The sequence below is a fragment of the Saccharopolyspora sp. NFXS83 genome, from assembly GCF_026241095.1.
In the GTDB taxonomy this organism is placed as follows: domain Bacteria; phylum Actinomycetota; class Actinomycetes; order Mycobacteriales; family Pseudonocardiaceae; genus Saccharopolyspora_C.
Genome location: NZ_JAPFGB010000019.1, coordinates 88,698 through 109,005, shown reverse-complemented (window position 1 = coordinate 109,005; position 20,308 = coordinate 88,698). Strand labels below are relative to the sequence as shown.

Below are 20,308 nucleotides of genomic sequence, written 5' to 3'. Positions count from 1 at the left end.
GCCCGCCGATGTGGAGGTGTACCGGTGGATCGGGGCAGTGCAGGCGATGCGTCGGCCGCATTCGATTCGCTGCTCAACAGCCTCGTCGAAGGCGGCGGTGAGCAGCGGCGCGCCGAGGCGGGCCCGGGTGGGCTCGGCTTGGCGAACCTGCTCGACCCCGAAGCCCACGACGTGGTGTCCAAAGCGATCCGAGCCACCGTCGACTGGGGCAGCCGCGAACTCGACAGCACCCACCTGCTGTGGGCCGTGACCCAGGTCGAGTCGACCTCCCAAATGCTGTCGGACTCCGGGGTGCGCGTCACCGACCTCGCCGCCGGAGTGCGCACCGTGGCAGGCACCGTCGACGCCGTGTCCGGAGGCGCCCGCCGCGCCCCGATCCTGTCGTCCTCGGCGCGCCGCGCCCTGCTCGGCGCCCACCAGCAGGCGCTGGGGGAGGGCGCCGAAGTCGTCGGGGCCCGCCACGTGCTGCTGGGCCTGGCCACCGACCCCGAATCCGTCGCAGGCCGCGCCCTGGCGCGCGCGATGGAAGGCGGCGGCGACCGGGCACGCGGATCCCGCACGTCGAACTCGGCGCTCAGCGCCACGCCGCGCCTCGACGAGTTCGGCCTGGACATGACCGAACTGGCCCGCGCGGGCCGCCTGGACCCGGTGATCGGCCGCGGCGAGGAGATCGACCAGGCCGTGGAAGTGCTGGGGCGGCGCTCCAAGAACAACCCGGTGTTCATCGGCGACCCCGGGGTGGGCAAGACCGCGCTCGTGGAGGGCTTGGCGCAGCGCATCGTGGACCGCGAAGTGCCGTGGCCCCTGGCCGGCAAACGCCTCGTGTCGCTGGACCTGGCGGGCATGGTCGCGGGCGCGAAGTTCCGCGGCGAGTTCGAACAGCGGTTCCGCGATGTGCTCACCGAACTGCGCTCGCACCGCGACGAGGTCGTCGTGTTCATCGACGAGATGCACTCCATCGTCGGAGCGGGCGCCGGTGAAGGCTCCATGGACGCGGGCACCATGCTCAAACCGGCCCTGGCCCGCGGCGAACTGCACCTGATCGGCGCCACCACCGTCGAGGAGTACCGCAAGCACGTCGAGAAGGACCCGGCGCTGGAACGCCGGTTCCAGCCGATCCTCGTGCCCGAACCGTCCGTGCCCGACACGGTGCGGGTCCTCGAAGGCGTCGCCGAGAAGTACCGCACCCACCACCGAGTGCGGATCGCCCCGGAAGCCCTCGACGCCGCCGCGCACCTCTCCGACCGCTACCTCACCGACCGGTTCCTGCCCGACAAGGCCGTCGACCTGCTCGACCAGGCCTGCTCGCGGGTGCGGATGCGCCGCGGCGGATCCTCGTGGGGACCGGAACCGCTCGTGGGCGCCTCCGACGTCGCCGACGTGGTGGCCCGCCGCACCGGCATCCCCGTCGACGAAGTGTCCGCCCAAGACCGGCGGCGACTGCTGGACCTGGAGAAACGACTCACCGAACGGGTCGTGGGCCAAGACGTCGCGGTGCGCTCGGTCGCCGAGGCGGTGCGCCGCGCCCGAGCGGGCCTGGCCGACCCGGAACGCCCCATCGGCAGCTTCCTGTTCCTCGGCCCCACCGGCGTCGGCAAGACCGAACTGGCCCGCGCCCTGTCGCGGGTGCTGTTCGGCGACGCCGAACGCATGACCCGGTTCGACATGGGCGAATTCCAGGACAAGCACACCGTTTCCCGCCTCATCGGCGCCCCACCGGGCTACGTCGGCTACGGCGAAGCGGGGCAGCTGACCGAACGGGTGCGCAGGCAGCCGTACTCGGTGGTGCTGCTCGACGAAGTCGAAAAAGCACACCCCGACGTGTTCAACACGTTGCTGCAGGTCCTCGACGCCGGACGGCTGACCGACTCCCAAGGCCGCGCGGTCGACTTCCGCAACACCGTGATCATCATGACCTCCAACATCGGCTCCGACCGGATCCTCGACTCCGCCGCGCCCGCCGACGAACTCGCCACCCTGCTGCTGGAGGACCTGCGCGGCTTCTTCCGCCCCGAATTCCTCAACCGCATCGACGAGGTCACCGTCTTCCGCGCCCTCGGCGAACGAGAACTCGGCGAGATCACCGCGCTGCTGCTGGAACGCACCGCCGCGCAACTGCACGACAAGGGGGTGCGCCTGGAGGTGTCGACGGCCGCGGTGGCGTGGTTGACCGAACGCGGCGCCGGCGGCGAGTACGGCGCCAGACCGCTGCGGCGGGTGATCCAGCGGGAACTCGACACCCGCCTGGCGTCGCTGCTGCTCGACGGATCCCTGACCGAAGGCAGCGAAGTCCTCGTCGAAGTTCTCGGCGGCGAACTGTCCCTGCACGTCTCCGCCGCCCGCCACGGCGCGGCAGGCGGACGCCACGCCGCGCCCGCCCACCGCCGCACCGGCGCCCCCGCTTGACCGCACCACCCCGGTAGATCGTTTCGCCACGCCGCCGAGCGGGTAGTCCGCCGGAGACCGACGGTGATCGGCCACGACAGGGCAGGGGAGGCGCGATGCCGCGGACGCTGGCGCACAAACTCATCGACGCGCACCTCGTCGACGGCGAAACCACGCCCGACGCGGAGATCGCGCTGCGCGTCGACCAGACCCTCACCCAGGACGCCACCGGCACCCTGGTCATGCAGGAACTGGAGGCGTTCGGCCTGGACCGGGCCCGCACCGAGCTCAGCGCCCAATACGTCGACCACAACCTGCTGCAGGCCGACGAGAAGAACGCCGAAGACCACACCTACCTGCGCACCGCCTGCGCCCGCTACGGGCTGTGGTTCTCCCGCCCCGGCAACGGCGTCTCCCACCCCACCCACATGCAGCGGTTCGGGGCACCGGGCAAGACCCTCGCCGGATCCGACTCCCACACCTGCGCCGCCGGCTCCCTGGGGATGCTCGCGATCGGCGTCGGCGGATTGGAAGTGGCACTGGCCATCACCGGCCAGCCGCTGCGGCTGCGGATGCCGCGGGTGTGGGGCGTGCGGCTCACCGGCGCACCACCACCGTGGGTGTCGGCCAAGGACGTGGTGCTGGAGATGCTGCGCCGCCACGGCGTGTCCGGCGGCGCGGGCCGCATCATCGAATACCACGGGCCGGGCCTGGCGTCGCTCTCGGCGATGGACCGCCACGTCATCGCGAACATGGGCGCCGAACTGGGCGCCACGACCAGCGTGTTCCCCGCCGACGACGCCGTGCGGGACTTCCTACGCGCCGAGGACCGCGACACCGACTTCACCGAGTGGGCCGCCGACGACGACGCCACCTACGACCTCACCGAGGACATCGACCTGTCCCGGCTCGAACCGCTGATCGCACGCCCCTCGTCGCCGGGTGACGTGGTGGCCGTGCGGGAGGTCGCGGGCACCGACGTCGGCCAGGTCGTCATCGGGTCCTCGGCGAACCCGGGGCTGCGGGACTTCGCGGTGGCCGCGGCCATGGTCCGCGGCCACCACACCGCCCCGCAGGTCAGCTTCGACGTGAACCCCACCTCGCGGGAGATCCTCACCGACCTCGCCCGCATCGGCGCCCTCAGCGACCTGATCACGGCGGGCGCCCGCCTGCACCAAACGGGCTGCCTGGGCTGCATCGGCATGGGCCAAGCCCCCGCGTCCGGGCAGAACTCGCTGCGCACCTTCCCCCGCAACTTCCCCGGACGCTCCGGCACCCCGCAGGACTCGGTGTGGCTGTGCTCCCCGGAGACCGCCACCGCCGCCGCGCTGACCGGCCGGATCACCGACCCCCGCGACCTCGCCGACCGGCTCGGACTGACCCACGAGGTCGCGCTGCCCGACCGGGCCTCGGTCAACACCGCCATGCTCGTGGCCCCACCACCGCCCGGCGAAGCCGCGCAGGTCCAGCCGGTGAAAGGCCCCAACATCTCCGCGCTGCCGGAGTTCACCGCGCTGCCCGAGAGCATCGAGGCACCGGTGCTGCTGATCACCGGCGACGACGTGTCCACCGACGAGATCTCCCCGGCGGGCGCCCGTGCGCTGCCGCTGCGCTCCAACATCCCCGAACTGGCCCGGTTCACCTTCACCCGCATCGACCCCGACTACCCGGACCGCGCCGAACGCACCGGCGAGCACATCATCGTCGGCGGCGACAACTACGGGCAGGGCTCGTCGCGCGAGCACGCCGCGATCACACCCCGCTACCTGGGGGCGCAGGTCGTGCTGGCGAAGTCGTTCGCCCGCATCCACTGGCAGAACCTGGTCAACTTCGGCATCCTGCCGCTGCGCTTCACCGACCCGGCCGATCACGACCGGATCGGCACCGGCGACGTGCTGCGCATCGACGCCGCGCGCTCCGCCGTCGCCGACGGCGGCCACATCACCGTCCGCAACACCACGCGCGGTGACATTTTCACCGCCTTCCATCACCTGTCCGAGCGACAGGTGCAGGCGGTCCTCGCGGGCGGACTCATCCCTCTGTTGGCGGCCTCCCCGTAAGTCTTCACACGATGGTGGCCACCCTTGTTTCGGTTGGACTAGCGCTCCTACGGTGGGAAAACGCGGTTGAGCACCAGGCCACGACAGCACTGGCCGCCCTCGATCCGCGGCGTCGCGGGAGGCCCCGCACCACCCGGTGTACTCGGCGTGATCGCCGATGCCCTCGCTGCGCGCCGCGGCCCCGTCGGCGACCGGCAGCGGCCCGCGACCGCGGCACCACGTCGACCAAGGGGAGGCAGTGTGATTCTCGCGAACACCGGCAACAGCGACCGCACGGCGCAACACCGGCGCCCCCCGGTCGGCACGCCACGGCACGGCACGATCGCACCGCCTCGGGACGCGGGAGAACCGATCACCGGCACCCCCGCCCACACCAGGTCGCTGCGCCTGTCGGTGCAGCGACCCGACCCGGGCGTCGTCGTGGTCCGCGTCGGCGGCGAAATCGACCTGTCCTCAGCACCCCGCCTGGCCGAACTGGTGCGGCAACGCCTCACCGCCGCCACGCTGCGCGCCGTCGTGCTCGACCTCTCCGAAGTGACGTTCTTCGGCTCGGCCGGACTGGAACTGCTGCTGCACGCCCAACGCCGCGCAGAAGGCCGCCGAACACCCCTCTACGTCGTGTTCGGCACCGGAGCGGTGCGCCGGCTGATCCTGCTGACCGGGCTCACCGACCGCTTCACCAGCCGCGACACCGCCACCGAAGCCGTCGCCGCCATCCGCCGCCACCACGGCTGACGCCCCACCTCAGAGGTCGCGGCGCATCGCGACCCGCGCATCACCCGGCAACAACTCGGCCTCGGCAGCCAGCCGCGCCACCAGCCCCGGCGTGAGCTCACCGGTCTCGATCGCGCGGAAACCCAGCCGCGCGTAGTACGGGGCGTTCCAGGCCACGTCGCGAAACGTCGTCAACGTCAACGCCCCCACGCCGCGCCCGGCCGCGCGCCGGGCGGCGTGGGCGAGCAGCGCGGCCCCGATGCGGCGGCGAGCCCACACCGGATGCACGCTCAGCTGCGCCACGTGCACCGCGCCGTCGAGGTCCTCGGCGGCCAGGAACGCCACCGGGCCCACCGCCTCCACCGCCACCCACAGGCCCCCGGAGTCGCGGTAGCCGTTCAACATCGGCACCGGCATCGGCGGATCGTCGGCGACGTGGCCCATCCCGACATCCCGGAACCACCTGCCGGATTCGCGCTCGACCTCGGGCAGCAACGCCACCTCACCGCCACGAGCGTCCCGGATCCGCACGAGCACGCAGCCTTCCCGACACGGGCAACCGCGGCAACCGAATTCGCCCCCGAGGTGTGGCCTTCGTCGGTATGACGATGGAACCCGCACCGCCGGCCCCCTGCGCAGGGCAGACTGGCCCGGTGACCGGATCAGTGGAAGATCGGCCCGTCGCGTCCCGAGCCCCCAGCATCACCGACCCGCCGAGCCTGGTGGAGCTCGCGGCGAGCACCGTGCGCCGCATGATCGTCCGCGGCGCGCTGCGCTGCGGGGAACGGATCATCGAAAACCGCCTCACCCAGGAACTCGGCATCAGCCGCCCACCGCTGCGGGAAGCGCTGCGCATGCTGGAACGAGAAGGCCTGGTGCGCCAACTGCCTCGCAAAGGCGTGATCGTCACCCCGCTGACGCTGCACGACGTCTACGAGATCGTCACGCTGCGCCGCGAACTGGAACGCCTCGCCGTGCGCCTGGGGGTGCCGGTGCGCGACCCAGCGCGCTTGCGGCGCTGCCGCTCGGCGCTGGCACTGCTGACCGAGGCCGCCGAGGACGGCGACGCCGCCCTGTTCGCCGAACGCACCCTGCGGCTGCGGCTGGCCGTGGTCGGCCTGGCAGGCAACCGGCGCCTCGAAGACGGCTGCCGCTCCCTGGGACTGCAGCTGATGCTGGCGATGACCCTCAACCACCGCGCACCCGACCGGGCGCTGCTGGAGACCGACCTCAGCAGGCAACGACGCCTGGTGGCGGTGATCGAAGACGGCGATGCGGATACGGTGCTGGCGGAACTGGCCCGCTGCACCGATCCGAGCATGTTCGACGGCATCGAATCGACCGTCGGCGGCCATTCCGAAGAGGCGGTGCAATGGCTGCGCCGGGAACGCGCGAATCGGGAGGATCAGTGAACGCCCCAGACAACACCGCAGGTGAGGTTCGCACCATCGTCATCGACGACCACCGGCCGAACCTGGACGAGGGAGCATGGGCCGCTCCGGGCGCCACGCTGATCGGCAGAGTGCACCTGGAGCCCGACGCGAACGTCTGGTACGGGTCGGTGCTGCGCGGCGACACCGAGCACATCACCGTCGGGCAGGGCAGCAACGTCCAGGACGGCTGCGTCATCCACGCCGACCCCGGATTCCCCGCGACGGTCGGGGCAGGGGTCACGGTGGGGCACCGGGCGGTGCTGCACGGCTGCACCGTCGGCGACGACAGCCTGATCGGCATGGGCGCGGTCGTGCTCAACGGTGCCGTGATCGGCGCGGGCTCGCTGGTCGCCGCGGGCGCGGTCGTGCTGGAGGGCACCGAGGTGCCACCAGGATCCATGGTCGCCGGCACTCCCGGCAAGGTCCGCCGTGAACTGACCGAGGACGAGCAGGCCGCGCTGCGGATCTCCGCGCAGACCTACGTCGCCAACGCCGCCCGCCACCGCGAGGCCCTCAGCGACTGACCCGCGGCAGCCGCCGGGGGAGACCCGCCCGGCGGGGCCGGGGAAATGCGAAGTGCCGTGGTCCCTCCCCTGCTCGGGGTGGGACCACGGCACGATTCAGCAAGCCTGCATGGGTCGCCAGGTCTCACTTGATGTGGCGTTGACCGTGCTCGCCGGTGAGACACCGCCGAAGCGGTGGTGACCCGGTCCGCGACCCGGTGTGGGCGCCACGTTCAGCCGTTGTCCCCTAGGGCTGACGAACAGAACCGACGAGTCAGCTCTGACCGCGACGGGCGGCTGAGCTCAAGGCTTGCGAGTGGGGGTGTCGCATCACGGTGCGAGCCCGGCCCATCTCTCGTGCCATGTCACCCAGCCAACGAACCAGACCTGCCATTTCGGCGTCCCTTCACACGTAGTGGTCCAGCCGCCACCGCTCGTCCAGGGTTCGCGGACTGGTGTGCCCCCGGGTGAACGTGCGGTGCCATCCCCGTAGTCGTCACTGGTGAGCGCCGTGTTTCACCCATGAGGTCACGAAAACATAACGAAGGAACCGGAAGGCGGGTTTGGCCGCTCAACGACCGGATGAAACGTTTCAACCGCCGCGCGCAGCACCCACCCGATCACACCGGGTGACTCCCCACCGCATCGCGGATCTCGGACACCATCGACATCCCCGACTCCCGCGCGCAATGCGCGCAACAGAAGAACCGGCCGCTGACCTCCACACCATGACCCAGAATGCGGCAACCGCAGTGCTCGCACTGCGGAGCCAGCCGCTGCGCCGCGCACTCGAACGAATCGAAGGTGTGCACGTTCCCGCCGGTCGTGTGGACCTCGAAGCTCATCCAGTACTCGTTGCCGCAGACTTCACAGGTCGCCATGACACGCCTCCGCATACACAGGAAATGACTTTCAACGAAGGCCCCAGCATGCGGCGACCCGCACCCCTCGGCAACCGCACCAGCCAGCCGTGACCTGCAGCGATACCCGCCCTGCTCAGTTGGGGGCTGCCCGCCGCCACACCGCTGTGCCACGATGATCGACGCTCTGAAGTGGTCTGCACCAACCGGTCGGCTTCAAGGGGAGAACACATGCACGACGATCGCGCCGTAGTGGAAAAACGACTGGACCGAGTCCTCGCCGAACGCCTGCGCCCCGCCGTGCACGCACGAACGCACCCCCTCGACATCGCCACCTGGCAAGTACCCGGAGAACCCGTCCCCGCCACCCAAGCCCTCCACGCCCGCTACAGCCCCGCCCAAACCGGCCACGAATGGGGACCACCCTGGGGCACCACCTGGTTCCGCATCACCGGAACCATCCCCCAAGACTGGGCAGGACACCCCATCGAAGCCGTCATCGACCTCGGCTTCGACCTCGACCGCCCCGGATTCCACTGCGAAGGCCTCGTCCACACCGCCGACGGCACCCCGATCAAAGGACTCAACCCCCGCAACACCCACATCCCCATCACCACCCCACCCGGCCAAGAACTGCTCTTCTACGTCGAAGCCGCCGCCAACCCCCTCATCCTCGGCGACGACGGCTACAAACCCACCGCCCTCGGCGACCCACCACCCTGGCTCCACGGACACCCCACCACCGGAAAACCCCTCTACCGCCTCACCCGCGCCGACCTCGCCATCCGCGACCTCGACGTGTGGAACCTCGTGCACGACACCGAAGTACTCACCCAACTCATGCGAGAACTGCCCACCAACTCCCCACGCCGCCACGACATCCTCCGCGCCCTCGAACGCATGCTCGACCGACTAGACCTCCACGACGTCCACACCACCGCACCCGCCGCCCGCGCCGAACTCACCACCACCCTCGCCGCCCCCGCCCACACCAGCGCACACCGCCTCAGCGCCATCGGCCACGCCCACATCGACTCCGCATGGCTGTGGCCACTGCGCGAAACCGTCCGCAAAGTCGCCCGCACCGTCGCCAACGTCACCGACCTCATGACCGACCACCCCGACTTCCGCTTCGCCATGAGCCAAGCCCAACAACTCGCCTGGCTCAAAGAACACCAACCCGCCCTGTTCGACCGAGTCCGCCACCACGTCCGCACCGGCCAATTCGTCCCCGTCGGCGGCATGTGGGTCGAATCCGACACCAACATGCCCGGCGCCGAAGCCATGGCCCGCCAATTCCTGCACGGCAAACGCTTCTACCTCGACGAATTCGGCATCGACACCCCAGAAGTGTGGCTACCCGACTCCTTCGGCTACAGCGGCGCACTCCCACAACTCGTACGACTGTCCGGATCGCGCTGGTTCCTCACCCAGAAGATCTCCTGGAACCAGACCAACCGATTCCCGCACCACACCTTCCACTGGGAAGGCATCGACGGCACCCGCGTGTTCACCCACTTCCCACCCATCGACACCTACAACTCCGAACTGTCCGGAGCCGAACTCGCCCACGCCTCCCGCAACTTCGCCGAACACGGACACGCCACCCGATCCCTCGTCCCCTTCGGCTACGGCGACGGCGGCGGCGGACCCACCCGCGACATGCTCGCCCGCGCCCAACGCCTCACCGACCTCGAAGGATCACCCACCGTCCAACTCGACTCACCCGCCGAGTTCTTCGCCGCCGCCGAAGCCGACCACCACGACCCCGCCGTGTGGTCCGGCGAGCTCTACCTCGAATTCCACCGCGGCACCTACACCTCCCAAGCCCGCACCAAACAAGGCAACCGCCGCAGCGAACACCTCCTGCGCGAAGCCGAACTCTGGAGCACCACCGCCACCGTCGCCCTCGGCCGCGACTACCCCCACGACCAACTCGATGCGCTGTGGAAAACCGTCCTGCTCCACCAATTCCACGACATCCTGCCCGGATCCTCCATCGCCTGGGTCCACCGCGAAGCCGAACAGACCTACCAACGCGTCGCCGCCGAACTCCACGAACTCATCGACCAAGCCCAACGCGCCCTCGCCGGACCCGGCACCGGCCGCACCACCTTCAACGCCACACCCCACACCCGCGACGACATCCCCGCCCTCGGCGCCGGCACCCCCACCCGCACCGCGGCCACCACCGCCACCGAACACCCCGACAACACCCTCGTGCTCGACAACGGACTCATCCGCGCCACCCTCGACCAACGAGGACTCCTGAGCTCCATCACCGACCTCACCACCGGACGCGAAGCACTCCCACCCGGCCGACCCGCGAACCTCCTGCAACTGCACCCCGACCACCCCAACGCCTGGGACGCCTGGGACCTCGACGAGTTCTACCGCCACCAAGGCCACGACCTCACCACCACCGACCACCTCACCCTCGACGGCACCACCGCCGTCGTACACCGCACCTTCGGCGACTCCACCATCGAACAACGCATCAGCCTCCACGGCCGCAACATCGAAGTGCACGCCGACATCGACTGGCACGAAACCGAAAAAATCCTCAAAGTCGCCTTCCCGCTCGACGTCCACGCCGACCGCTCCGCCGCCGAAACCCAATTCGGCCACGTCCACCGCGCCACCCACACCAACACCTCGTGGGACGCCGCCAAATTCGAGATCTGCGCACACCGCTGGCTGCACGTCGGCGAACACGGCTACGGCCACGCCTTGGTCAACGACTCCACCTACGGCCACGACGTCACCCGCGACACCCGCGACGACGGCGGCACCACCACCACCGTCCGGCTCTCCCTGCTGCGCGCACCCCGATTCCCCGACCCCGACACCGACCACGGCCGACACCGCCTGCGCTACGCCCTGGTCGTCGGCGCCGACATCGGCGACGCCGTGCGCGAGGGCTACCGGATCAACCTGCCCCCACGCGACATCCCCGGCTCCGCGCACATCACACCCCTGGTCACCGTCGACTCCGACGCCGTGATCGTGGAATCGGTGAAACTCGCCGAAGACCGATCCGGCGACGTCGTCGTACGCCTCTACGAATCCCGCGGCGGCCGAGCCACCGCCACCCTCACCCCCACGTTCGACACCTCCGCAGCAGTGCGCACCGACCTGCTCGAACGGCCGACGGGGGAGACGTGGCACGAACCCAGCCCACTGCGGCTGCGCCCCTTCGAAATCGTCACCGTCCGCTTCACCCGAACCTGACCCGAACCAGGGGAGTCCGCATTCACCGATACCGCGCGAACGCGGACTCCCGCATTCCCAGGAACGGCCCGCAACGCACCACTCGCACCCACCCGGCCGAGGGTTGCCCCGCAACGACGAAATCAATCGAACGCCACCCGGAAAAGACCAACCACACCATTCCCTCGATCGAACGGACTATTGCCGAGACCGACCCGGCGATGAAAAATTCCCCCAGCACTGGGGAACCGAACACCACGAGGGACACCCACATCCCCACCGCCGCGCACTCACCACCGACCACCGGCCCAGGACGCAACACCGTCCCCCGACCCGGTAACCCCCCAGGGCACACCCTCGGCACAGCCGGGTGACACACCGCCCGCTCCGGTGATCGCCGCCGCGCCCCGCAACACCGAAGTGCGCATGATTGCCGGTGCGCCAGTGAGACCCGCCCAGGCGGGCCGACACCAGCGCACCGGTGCCGCCGGTCCCGCACCGACGGCGCGAAAGAAAAAAGGGGATCGTCCGAGCCGCCACATCGGCTCGGACGATCCCCTCCCCACATCACCCCAACAACCGCAACCACGTCTCGTGATCGCACACCCCGCTCACCCGCAACCCCCGCGCCGCCTGGAACTCCCGCACCGACCCGGCCGTGCGCACCCCGAACCGATCCTGCTCACCGGAACGCACACCCCGCGCCGTCAACAACACCTGCACGGCCTGCACCGCATCACCCGAAGCATCCACCCCCAGCACCGGCGCCAACCGCGCCCAATCCGACCCGCCGAACACATCCGGCTCGGCCACCCTCGACGCGTAGCACGACGCCCCCGGCGCACCCCGCTTTCGCCGGAACCGCCCCACCGCATCCCCGGTCACCGCATCGAACACCCCGTTGACCACCACACCACCCGCACCCCACGCGCGCAGCAACAACTGCAACGCCGAAACCACCGGACCCGTCGCCCCCGGACGCACCAACGGCCACACCACGGGCTGCACCACCACGCTGCCCGTCGCCGACCCCACCGCCGACCGCAGATCCGGCAACCGCGCGTAGAGCACATCACCAGGGCACGCCGTGGCCATGAAGTCCCGATGCCCGTAGATCGCCCCGGCCTCGATGCCGTACTGCGAAACCATGTAGGAGCACAACTCCACCAACGACTCCCACAACGCGTCCGGCACCGACGCATCGGTGTAGGTGCCCTCGTTCTCGATCCCCAGCGCCACGTCGTTCTGCTCACCCGCATGCGCACCCAGCACGTGCTGCGACCCGCCCTGCAACGCCGCGAGGCTCTTGTGCCGGCCCTCGGTGAGATGCCCGCCCCGGCTGTTGGTGAAGTTCTGCCCCGTGTCGATCCAGCCGTTGGAGTCCATGTGGTAGTCCTGGATCTGCCGGGACAACGCGAACGCGTGCGACTGCGACGTGTCGGAACTGTTCGCCGTAGCCGTGTGATGCACGATGATCTTGCTGGGCTTCGAATCGAGAACATCGATGCTCCCGTTGGCACTGCGGGCGTCCCACGCCCCCGTACCCGAGATCGACGGCGCCGCCAACCCGCCGCGCGCGGAACGCGAACCCGCCGCGAACGCGGGCGCCCCCAGCGCCCCGGCGGCGGTCACGGCGAGCCCGGCGCTCAACAGCGCGCGGCGGGCGAGTTCAGGATGACGCGACATGAATTCCTCCCAGTGCGGTTCTTGATCGTGCTGGTGAACCTAAGAACCGCAGCGTGCCTGCTGCACCCACCGGATGTGAATTCCTGGCTAAAACCCGCCATCAATCGTTGCTCGCCCACCGTGATGTTGTGGGGTGATCTTCACACCCGCCGATGGGTACCGTCGGACGGTCAACCGAGAACCCGCGGAGGTAACCCGTGTTCGTGGCAGTCACCGGCGCGCAAGGCCTCGTCGGACGCGCGGTCATCGCAGCCCTGGCCCACGCCGGGCACCGGACCCGCCCCATCGACCGCAACGCCACGACCGACCCCGACGTGGTCATCGCCGACGCCTGCGACTACCCGCGACTACGCGACGCCCTCGACGGCACCGACGCCCTCATCCACCTCGCCGGCATCCCCAACCCGCACGCCGCCGACGCGCCCACCGTGCACAACACCAACGTCGTGGCCTGCTACAACGCTCTGCACGCCGCCGTCGAATGCGGCATCACCACGATCGCGCTCGCCTCCAGCATCAACGCCCTCGGCGGCGCCTTCAGCCGACGCGCCCACTACGACCGATTCCCCGTCGACGAACGGCACCCGACCTACAACGAAGACCCCTACAGCCTCTCGAAGTGGATCGCCGAAGCCCAAGCCGACAGCATCGCCCGCCGCCACCCGCGCATGACCATCGCCAGCCTGCGCCTGCACGGCGTCACCGACTCCCGCGACATCGCCCGCACCCGGCTCGGCCCCACCGACTCCACCATGGCCATCAACCACCTGTGGGGGTACGTGCGCGCCGACGACGTCGGCCGCGCCTTCGAAGCCGTCCTGCACGCCACCTGGCACGGCCACGAAACGTTCAACATCGTCGCCCCCGACACCATCAGCGACCGGCCGTCGCTCGACCTCGCCCGAGTCCACTGGCCCGACGTCGAACTGCGCGGCGACCTCACCGGCAACCGCGGCTTCTACGACTGCACCAAAGCCCACCGGCTGCTCGGATGGGCCCACACCGCAACATGAACGCCCCACCTCACGTCACACCCCACCGCCCACCGCGTCCCCTTCGAAGCGGGCCGAGAACCGGCCCCGCGCGGCGGGCGACGCCGCGCACCAGCGGTGGGGGACAGTGATGAACCGCTTCGCCGAGTTCCTGCGGCGCCAGATCGACATCGACCTGGAACTGCTGCGCTGGGCACGCGAGGACTTGGAAGCGGGCACCACGACCACCCGCTGCGGCGGCAGCGTGTTCCGCGGATTCCGCGAGTGCGAGCTCAAAACCCGCCTGCTGCGGCTGCACCAGCACTGCGGCGTCGGCGGCGGCCCGTGCGACGAGCTCGGCCAGACCTATCCGCCCGAAGACGAACGCGGCTGCACCACCCGCGCCCTGCTCGGCCTGCCTTACTCCGACCGGCCCGGCTACCGCGCGCGCTGGCGTCCCTGAACGGCCGGGTCAGGAGGTCAGCAACCGCCAGCCGCCGCACGCCAGCAGCAACGTCGCCAACAGCCCCGCCAGCAGGAACCCGGCCACCTCTCCGAGCAGCATGCACAGCACCGCTACCACCACCGCCACGATGCCCAGCACCACCCGCACGCCCGGCCGGGACCTCTCCGGCAGCTCCGCCTCCCGCAGGCGATGGGCGAAATCAGGGTCCTGCAAGCTCAGGCCCTTCTCGATCTCCGCGATACGGCGACGTTCGTGCCTGGGCAGCATCCCTCGACCTCCCTGCAGTGGACTGGTGAGGGAGTACCCGGCCCCAGGAGATCGCTACACCCGCGCGCGGCGAACGGAAACCCCCGAACAGGGGGTACCTTCGCGGGTCGGGTGGGTGCCGGGAGAGGGGAGTGGAGGCGGCAGCGAGCTGCCAGGGAGCCGCCAGGCCCCGGAGGGGCGGCTCGGGTCGAGCGAGGAGCGCGGGCGAGAGCGGCTTCGCGGGATAGCGGAGACCGGGGAGCGGGACGTCAGGTGACCCGGTCGGCGAGCACGGACGCATCTCGAAGTTGATCAACGTGATTTGATGGATAACGTTGATTATCCATCAAATGGAGAAGGGGATGAGGGCTCTCGGCCCAGGGGACCTGCTCGCCGCTGCCGGGCCTCCGTCGGCACGACGTCCGCTCCACGCGTCGGCATCCGCGTCTCCGAACCTGCGTCATCGTGATGATGCCGGAGCGCCGAGGGCTCGTCCCGGCGACCTGCTGGGCCGATCGTTCCTTGATCCACGACGGCCTCATGGATCTTGAGCGGCGTTGGATCCACCTTGCTCGTCGACGATCGACAGCCCTCCGCAAACCCTGAAAACGTCACTGTGACGGAATGAGGGCGGGTAAGGGGAAGCGCAGTTCAGGTGGGGTACTCGGCTCGGATCGACATGGCACCGCGCTTGGGCGCGTGGATCGCCGCCCGTCATCCGCCGCCGCGCCGATCCGGCCCGCGCAGCGCCCGCGACGACGTTCGCCGTCGCGACCCGAACGGCGCGCCTCGGCCGAGTCGGCGCCTGCACACCGAAGGCCGCCCGGGTTCGGCGGACGGCCATCGTCGGCGGTGTGGCGCCGAGTCGGTCGGCAGCGGGATTTCGGCCCCTCTCGTACCGATGACCCCAGGTCGACGAAGTGCCGATAATCTACATTATGTTAAGTAACGGGGATCGGGCCGCACTTCCCCCTCCTGTCGCCTACACCTGGAAGTACGACTTCACCGGGGCCAGCAGCTGCTCGCGGTGCTCGGCGAGGAACGCCTCGATCGAGCGCGGCGGGTTCCCGGTGAGGTCGGTGACCGCCGTGGTGACCTGAGCGAGCGCGCCATCGGTGACGAGACCGGCGAGCTCGACGAAGTGCCGCACGTACGACTCCGGCATCCCCCGCTCGACCATGATCGGCGCGAGCTCGTCGAGCCCGGGCTGCACGAGCTCGATCTCGCGGCCCAGGGCCGTCGAGAGCGCTGCGGTCAGTTCCGCCGCGGTCAGCGCGGCGGGCCCAGTGAGGTCGTGCGCCCCTCCCCTGGGCGCCGCGCCGGTGAGCACCGCGAAGGCGCTGTCGGCGACGTCGCGGGCGTCGACGTGGGCGATCTTCCCTCCGAAGGGCTCGAAGAACCGGCCCTCGGGCGTGATGCCCGAGATCCCGCGGACGAGGTTCTGCATGACGGTGTTGGGCCGCAGCACGGTCGCGGCGAAGCCGGAGTCGGCGAGGTGGGCCTCGATCGCGGCGTGGGTGCCGAACGGCATGGGCCCACCGGTCCGCGTGCCCACCGCGGAGATCTTGACGACGTGCTCGACCCCGGCGGCTGCGGCGGCGTCGATCGCGGCGCGCTGCTGAGCGATGACCGGCTCCTCCGCCGGGTAGGGCCCGGCGGTGTTGAGGAAGAGCTGGTCGATCCCGTCGAACGCCGCGGGAAGGGTCGCGGGGTCGTCGAGGTCGCCGAGGACGACTTCGGCTCCGGGGAGGGTGATGCCGTCGCGGCGCACCAGGGCGCGGAAGGGCACCTCGTGGGCGGCGAGGAGGCGGGCGAGGGCACCGCCGATGGTTCCGGTGGCTCCCGTGAGCAAGAGCATGAACGGCCTGCTTTCATCGATGAACGTCGAACATAGATGAACGCTACACTTCTCGGCGTGCGCCGCCTCGACCACCCGAACCTCGACGACGTCCCGCTGGCCAAGGCCCTGTCCGCGCTGGGCGATCCCGTCCGGCTCGCGATCGTGCGCGGGCTCAGCGACGGCGAGGAGCACCAGGGAGCGCAGTTCGAGGTGCGGGTCTCCCAGTCGACGTTGAGCCACCACTTCACGACGCTGCGCGGCGCCGGCGTGGTGTTCATCCGGCCGGAAGGCACCCGCTGCTGGCATTCGCTGCGCCCGGAGTTCGAGCAGCGCTTCCCCGGCCTGCTCGCCGCCGTTCTCGCCCAGGACTGAGCCGGGCTTCTTCGAGTTCCGGACAAGTCCCTTCCGGTGCGGCCCGCGTGGCGGATCATGGTCCTGCTCCCCCGCCGGCGTTGCTCCGCGCGGCGGTGCCGGCGCGGATCGGTGGGACGGACTTCGCACCGCGTGTTCCGCTCCGGCCGCGGAATGCGTAAATTGATCCACTCTGCATACGTAGTCAGTTGATGATGACGGGAGTGGGTCACATGGTGGTGTCCAGGCGATCGTTCATGCTCGGGACGGGTGCGGCGTTGACAGGGGTGGCGTTCGCTCCGTCCGTGCTCGCCGCGCCGGGGGCGTCCGCGGCCGGGGGCACGCCCTCGTGGCTGGCCGACTCGGTCCTCTACCAGCTCTACCCGCAGAGCTTCGCCGACACCGACGGCAACGGCATCGGCGACCTGCGCGGCATCATCGAGCACTTGGACCACCTGCAGTGGCTCGGTGTCGGCGCGATCTGGGTGAACCCGGTGTTCCCGTCGCCGCTGACCGATGCCGGCTACGACATCGCCGACTACACGGGCGTGCACCCGCGCTACGGCGACGAGCAGGACGTGGCCGAGCTGGTGGAGCAGGCGCGCAAGCGCGGCATGCGGGTGCTGTTCGACCTGGTCGCGGGCCACACCTCCGACCAGCACCCGTGGTTCCTGGACTCGTTGCAGGACGACCAGGACCACAACTACATCTGGGCGACGCCGGAGCAGCTGCCCGAGGACGGTTCGCTGCCGGAGGAGTTCGTGGCCTCCCCCGGTCCGCGCCAGGGGGCGTTCCGCAAGAACTACTACGAGACCCAGCCCGCGATCAACTACGGCTACGCGCGGATGGATCCGGCGGAGCCGTGGCGCCAGGGCGTCGACGACGAGGGGCCGCGGCGCAACCGCGAGGCGATCTTCCAGGTCATGGACCACTGGCTGCGACTGGGCATCTCGGGGTTCCGGTGCGATCTGGCGGCCACCCTGGTCAAGGACGACCCGGGCTGGGTGGAGACGAGCAGGTTGTGGGGTGAGCTGCGCGAGCGGGTCGCTCAGAGCCACCCGGAGGCGGTGCTCATCTCCGAGTGGGGCGACCCGGAGACGTCGGTGCCCGCTGGTTTCGACGCGGACTTCTACCTGCCGGTCAACGGTCCTGGTGACGGGGCGCCGTGGAAGTCGTTGTGGCACGAGAACCCGTTCTTCGGCGCTGAGGGCACCGGGACGGCGAAGATCTTCGTGGACGCCTGGACGACGGCGACGGAGAAGATCGGGCCGGGCCGCATCATGCTGCCGACGGCCAACCACGACAGCGCCAACCGGCTCAACGACGGGGTGCGCACGCCGGAGGAGCTGCCCGTCGCGTTCGCGTTCCTGCTGACCTGGCCGACCGTGCCTTCGCTGTACTACGGCGAGGAGATCGGGATGCGCATGATCGAGGACCTCCCGGAGGTCGAGGGAAGCGCCGGGCGTCAGCGCAACCGCACGCCGATGCAGTGGAACGACGGCCCGAACGCCGGGTTCTCCAGCGCTCCCGCCGATGACCTCTACATCCCGATCGATCCGTCCTCGGATCGGCCGAACGTGCAGGCGCAGCGGGAGGATCCTGGTTCGTTGCTGCACTTCGTGCGGCGGCTGCTGGCGTTGCGCAAGCAGCATCCGGAGCTCGGCACGCGGGCCGACGTGCAGGTGTTCTCCGATGGTTATCCGCTGACCTACCTGCGCGGTGGTCGTTTCCTGGTCACCGCCAACCCGCGGCGGGAGGAGGCCGCGGTGACCGTGGCCGATGAGCGGCTCGCCGGGGCGCGGCCGGTCGAGGACAGCGGTGTGCGGGTGGAGGGCGAGGTGATCACGGTGCCGGGATTCGGTTACGCGATCTTGGACTTGCAGGGCTGAGCGGCGCGTGGGCGGCCCGCGTCGCGGGTCGCCCACGTCCTCGTGGGAATCGGGTCTTGCGCTCGTGCGCACGGCGGACGCAGGCTGCCCTCCTCCGCGTGCTCGGCGTCGCCGCGCGGTTCGCCCGGTGGCGGCCGGTGGCGGCCGGTGCTTCTTGACGCCCCTGCAGCCGGAAGCTAGCCTCCGACAACCTTCATACGTATGCATAAGCGTGCACTGGGGCCGCGACCACTGGAGATGCCCATGTCCATCGGAGTACCGGGATCACCCGCTCCCACCGCTGCGGCGGAACCGGAGCAGACGACGCCGAAGAAGAAGATCCGCAGAGCGGTTTACGCCGGCGGTGTCGGGAACTTCGTCGAGCAGTTCGACTACGGCCTCTACGGCTACATGGCGCCGATGCTGGCCTCGTCGTTCTTCCCGGGCGGCAACAGCGCCGCGGCGGTGATGAGCACGTACGCGGTTCTGGCCGTGGCCTGCGTGTTCCGGCCCTTGGGCGGCACGCTCGTCGGTCGCTGGGGTGACCGGGTCGGGCGCAAGAAGGCCCTGCTGTGGACCATCATCATGATGGGCGTGTCCACGGCCTTGATCGGCGTGCTGCCGACGTACCAGCAGGTCGGGTTCTTGGCGCCGCTGCTGCTCGTGGTGATCCGGACGTTCCAGGGGATGATCTCCGGTGGCGAGTACGTGGGCGCCGTCGCGTTCATCGTGGAGTGGGCGAAGCCGAACCAGCGGGCCTACTACACCTCCTACGCGTCGAACAGCTGCTTCCTCGGCATCCTCTGCGGTGCGGGTGTCGCGGCTCTGGTGAGCGCTGTTTTCGAGCAGCCGCAGCTGGAGTCGTGGGGTTGGCGGATTCCGTTCTTGGCGGTGTTGCCGCTGTCGCTGGTGGGGTTGTGGCTGCGCAGCCGCATCGAGGAGACCCCGGAGTTCATGCGTGAGACCGAGGGCGGCACGAAGATCGTCAAGGCTCCCGTCCGGGAGGCGCTGCGCGAGCAGTGGCGGCCGATCCTGGTCTTCTGCGGTGCTTCGATCATGTTGGCGATCTTGTCCTACACCTGGGTGACCTACTACCCGGAGTACCTGGTCAGCGAGCTCGGTCTGACGAGGTCGGAGGCGTTGCTGTCGAACTTGATCTCGGTGGCGGTGCTGATGCCGCTGCTGCCGCTGGCGGGCAAGCTCTCGGACCGGATCGGTCGCAAGCCGATGCTGATCAGCGGTGCGGTCGCGTGCATCGTGCTGGTGCCGGTGGCGTTCGCGATCGGTGAGCAGGGCAGTTTCGAGTCGGCGGTGTGGAGCCAGCTGGTCTACATCATCCCGGAGTTCTTCCTGACCGGGATCGTGACGACGTGTTCGGCGGAGTTGTTCGCGACGCGCACCCGGTTCAGCGCGAGCGCCATCGCGTACAACAGCTCGTTCTCGGTGTTCATGGGCATCACGCCGTTCGTCGCGGCGGTGCTGGTGAGCACTTTCGGCACGATCTACGCGGTGTGGGCGTACTTGGCCGTGGCGGCGGTGCTGGCCCTGGTCGTGATCACGGTGTTCATGAAGGAGACCTACCGCAGCGATCTCGGTGCGGACAAGTTCGCCAAGGAGGAACCGGTCGGGTCCGGCCGGTAGGCCGGGTGGGCTTCGGCGGTTTCCTCGCCGTTTTCGGTTGTGGCTGCGCCGCAGGCGGACGGTCCCGGCGAGGG

16 protein-coding genes are annotated in these 20,308 nt (G+C 69.9%); 11 read left to right on the top strand and 5 right to left on the bottom strand.

Going from position 1 to position 20,308, the window contains the following annotated elements; translation table 11 throughout:
- The first annotated feature begins 24 nt into the window (after positions 1-24).
- The 3 genes from OOZ19_RS20810 to OOZ19_RS20800 all read left to right on the top strand — a co-directional run bounded on the left by OOZ19_RS20810 (position 25) and on the right by OOZ19_RS20800 (position 5,180).
- Positions 25-2,406, top strand: coding sequence for an ATP-dependent Clp protease ATP-binding subunit (locus OOZ19_RS20810; RefSeq protein ID WP_266091811.1), 2,382 nt, complete (start codon positions 25-27; stop codon positions 2,404-2,406).
- Between the two features lie 95 nt (positions 2,407-2,501).
- Positions 2,502-4,445 carry an aconitate hydratase gene (locus tag OOZ19_RS20805; RefSeq protein WP_266091810.1) on the top strand — a complete coding sequence of 648 codons (1,944 nt, stop codon included), beginning with the start codon at positions 2,502-2,504 and terminating at the stop codon, positions 4,443-4,445.
- Positions 4,446-4,685: 240 nt separating this feature from the next.
- Positions 4,686-5,180, top strand: a complete 495-nt coding sequence (locus tag OOZ19_RS20800; RefSeq protein ID WP_266091809.1) for an STAS domain-containing protein — start codon at positions 4,686-4,688, stop codon at positions 5,178-5,180.
- Between the two features lie 9 nt (positions 5,181-5,189).
- Here the strand turns inward: OOZ19_RS20800 and OOZ19_RS20795 are convergent, their stop codons facing one another.
- Positions 5,190-5,696 carry a GNAT family N-acetyltransferase gene (locus tag OOZ19_RS20795; RefSeq protein ID WP_266091808.1) on the bottom strand — a complete coding sequence of 169 codons (507 nt, stop codon included), beginning with the start codon at positions 5,694-5,696 and terminating at the stop codon, positions 5,190-5,192.
- Positions 5,697-5,812: 116 nt separating this feature from the next.
- Between OOZ19_RS20795 and OOZ19_RS20790 the strand changes: the two genes are divergently transcribed.
- The gene (locus OOZ19_RS20790) at positions 5,813-6,571 is read left to right on the top strand and encodes a GntR family transcriptional regulator (RefSeq protein WP_266091807.1); all 759 of its coding nucleotides are present in this window, start codon (positions 5,813-5,815) and stop codon (positions 6,569-6,571) included.
- The gene (locus OOZ19_RS20785; RefSeq protein ID WP_266091806.1) at positions 6,568-7,116 is read left to right on the top strand and encodes a gamma carbonic anhydrase family protein; all 549 of its coding nucleotides are present in this window, start codon (positions 6,568-6,570) and stop codon (positions 7,114-7,116) included. The genes OOZ19_RS20790 and OOZ19_RS20785 overlap by 4 nt, the downstream gene beginning before the upstream one ends.
- 599 nt (positions 7,117-7,715) lie before the next feature.
- Here the strand turns inward: OOZ19_RS20785 and OOZ19_RS20780 are convergent.
- Positions 7,716-7,976, bottom strand: a complete 261-nt coding sequence (locus OOZ19_RS20780) for a metallothionein (protein ID WP_246456792.1) — start codon at positions 7,974-7,976, stop codon at positions 7,716-7,718.
- A 210-nt stretch (positions 7,977-8,186) separates the two neighbouring features.
- Between OOZ19_RS20780 and OOZ19_RS20775 the strand changes: the two genes are divergently transcribed.
- Positions 8,187-11,186 carry an alpha-mannosidase gene (locus tag OOZ19_RS20775; protein WP_266091805.1) on the top strand — a complete coding sequence of 1,000 codons (3,000 nt, stop codon included), beginning with the start codon at positions 8,187-8,189 and terminating at the stop codon, positions 11,184-11,186.
- 546 nt (positions 11,187-11,732) lie between these two features.
- On the opposite strand, the gene OOZ19_RS20770 is transcribed toward OOZ19_RS20775, so the two are convergent.
- Complete coding sequence (locus OOZ19_RS20770) at positions 11,733-12,851, bottom strand: peptidoglycan recognition protein family protein (RefSeq protein ID WP_266091804.1); 1,119 nt, start codon at positions 12,849-12,851, stop codon at positions 11,733-11,735.
- Between the two features lie 197 nt (positions 12,852-13,048).
- Here OOZ19_RS20770 and OOZ19_RS20765 point away from each other — a divergent pair, with 197 nt between their 5' ends.
- Together OOZ19_RS20765 and OOZ19_RS20760 are read left to right on the top strand one after the other, a co-directional pair.
- A complete protein-coding gene (locus OOZ19_RS20765; RefSeq protein WP_266091803.1) occupies positions 13,049-13,864 on the top strand; it encodes an NAD-dependent epimerase/dehydratase family protein in 816 nt (271 codons plus the stop codon).
- 109 nt (positions 13,865-13,973) lie between these two features.
- Complete coding sequence (locus OOZ19_RS20760; RefSeq protein ID WP_266091802.1) at positions 13,974-14,285, top strand: DUF6221 family protein; 312 nt, start codon at positions 13,974-13,976, stop codon at positions 14,283-14,285.
- Between the two features lie 9 nt (positions 14,286-14,294).
- On the opposite strand, the gene OOZ19_RS20755 is transcribed toward OOZ19_RS20760, so the two are convergent.
- Together OOZ19_RS20755 and OOZ19_RS20750 are read right to left on the bottom strand one after the other, a co-directional pair.
- Complete coding sequence (locus OOZ19_RS20755) at positions 14,295-14,555, bottom strand: DUF3040 domain-containing protein (RefSeq protein WP_266091801.1); 261 nt, start codon at positions 14,553-14,555, stop codon at positions 14,295-14,297.
- 961 nt (positions 14,556-15,516) lie between these two features.
- Positions 15,517-16,392 (bottom strand): NmrA family NAD(P)-binding protein, encoded by an 876-nt coding sequence (locus tag OOZ19_RS20750; protein WP_266091800.1) that lies wholly within the window; start codon positions 16,390-16,392, stop codon positions 15,517-15,519.
- A gap of 36 nt (positions 16,393-16,428) precedes the next feature.
- On the opposite strand from OOZ19_RS20750, the gene OOZ19_RS20745 reads away from it, so the two are divergent.
- The 3 genes from OOZ19_RS20745 to OOZ19_RS20735 all read left to right on the top strand — a co-directional run bounded on the left by OOZ19_RS20745 (position 16,429) and on the right by OOZ19_RS20735 (position 20,234).
- On the top strand, positions 16,429-16,746 hold the full coding sequence (locus OOZ19_RS20745; RefSeq protein ID WP_266091799.1) for an ArsR/SmtB family transcription factor: 318 nt from the start codon (positions 16,429-16,431) through the stop codon (positions 16,744-16,746).
- A gap of 212 nt (positions 16,747-16,958) precedes the next feature.
- The gene (locus tag OOZ19_RS20740) at positions 16,959-18,614 is read left to right on the top strand and encodes an alpha-amylase family glycosyl hydrolase (RefSeq protein ID WP_266091798.1); all 1,656 of its coding nucleotides are present in this window, start codon (positions 16,959-16,961) and stop codon (positions 18,612-18,614) included.
- Positions 18,615-18,857: 243 nt separating this feature from the next.
- Complete coding sequence (locus OOZ19_RS20735) at positions 18,858-20,234, top strand: MFS transporter (RefSeq protein WP_266091797.1); 1,377 nt, start codon at positions 18,858-18,860, stop codon at positions 20,232-20,234.
- The last annotated feature ends 74 nt before the right edge of the window (positions 20,235-20,308 follow it).

Excerpts from the sequence above, each read along its gene's own strand:
- OOZ19_RS20805 (WP_266091810.1), top strand. The coding sequence starts at position 2,502 with ATGCCGCGGACGCTGGCGCACAAACTCATCGACGCGCACCTCGTCGAC.
- OOZ19_RS20780 (WP_246456792.1), bottom strand. The coding sequence starts at position 7,976 with ATGGCGACCTGTGAAGTCTGCGGCAACGAGTACTGGATGAGCTTCGAG.
- OOZ19_RS20775 (WP_266091805.1), top strand. The coding sequence starts at position 8,187 with ATGCACGACGATCGCGCCGTAGTGGAAAAACGACTGGACCGAGTCCTC.
- OOZ19_RS20770 (WP_266091804.1), bottom strand. The coding sequence starts at position 12,851 with ATGTCGCGTCATCCTGAACTCGCCCGCCGCGCGCTGTTGAGCGCCGGG.
- OOZ19_RS20760 (WP_266091802.1), top strand. The coding sequence starts at position 13,974 with ATGAACCGCTTCGCCGAGTTCCTGCGGCGCCAGATCGACATCGACCTG.
- OOZ19_RS20755 (WP_266091801.1), bottom strand. The coding sequence starts at position 14,555 with ATGCTGCCCAGGCACGAACGTCGCCGTATCGCGGAGATCGAGAAGGGC.
- OOZ19_RS20750 (WP_266091800.1), bottom strand. The coding sequence starts at position 16,392 with ATGCTCTTGCTCACGGGAGCCACCGGAACCATCGGCGGTGCCCTCGCC.
- OOZ19_RS20745 (WP_266091799.1), top strand. The coding sequence starts at position 16,429 with ATGAACGCTACACTTCTCGGCGTGCGCCGCCTCGACCACCCGAACCTC.
- OOZ19_RS20740 (WP_266091798.1), top strand. The coding sequence starts at position 16,959 with ATGGTGGTGTCCAGGCGATCGTTCATGCTCGGGACGGGTGCGGCGTTG.
- OOZ19_RS20735 (WP_266091797.1), top strand. The coding sequence starts at position 18,858 with ATGTCCATCGGAGTACCGGGATCACCCGCTCCCACCGCTGCGGCGGAA.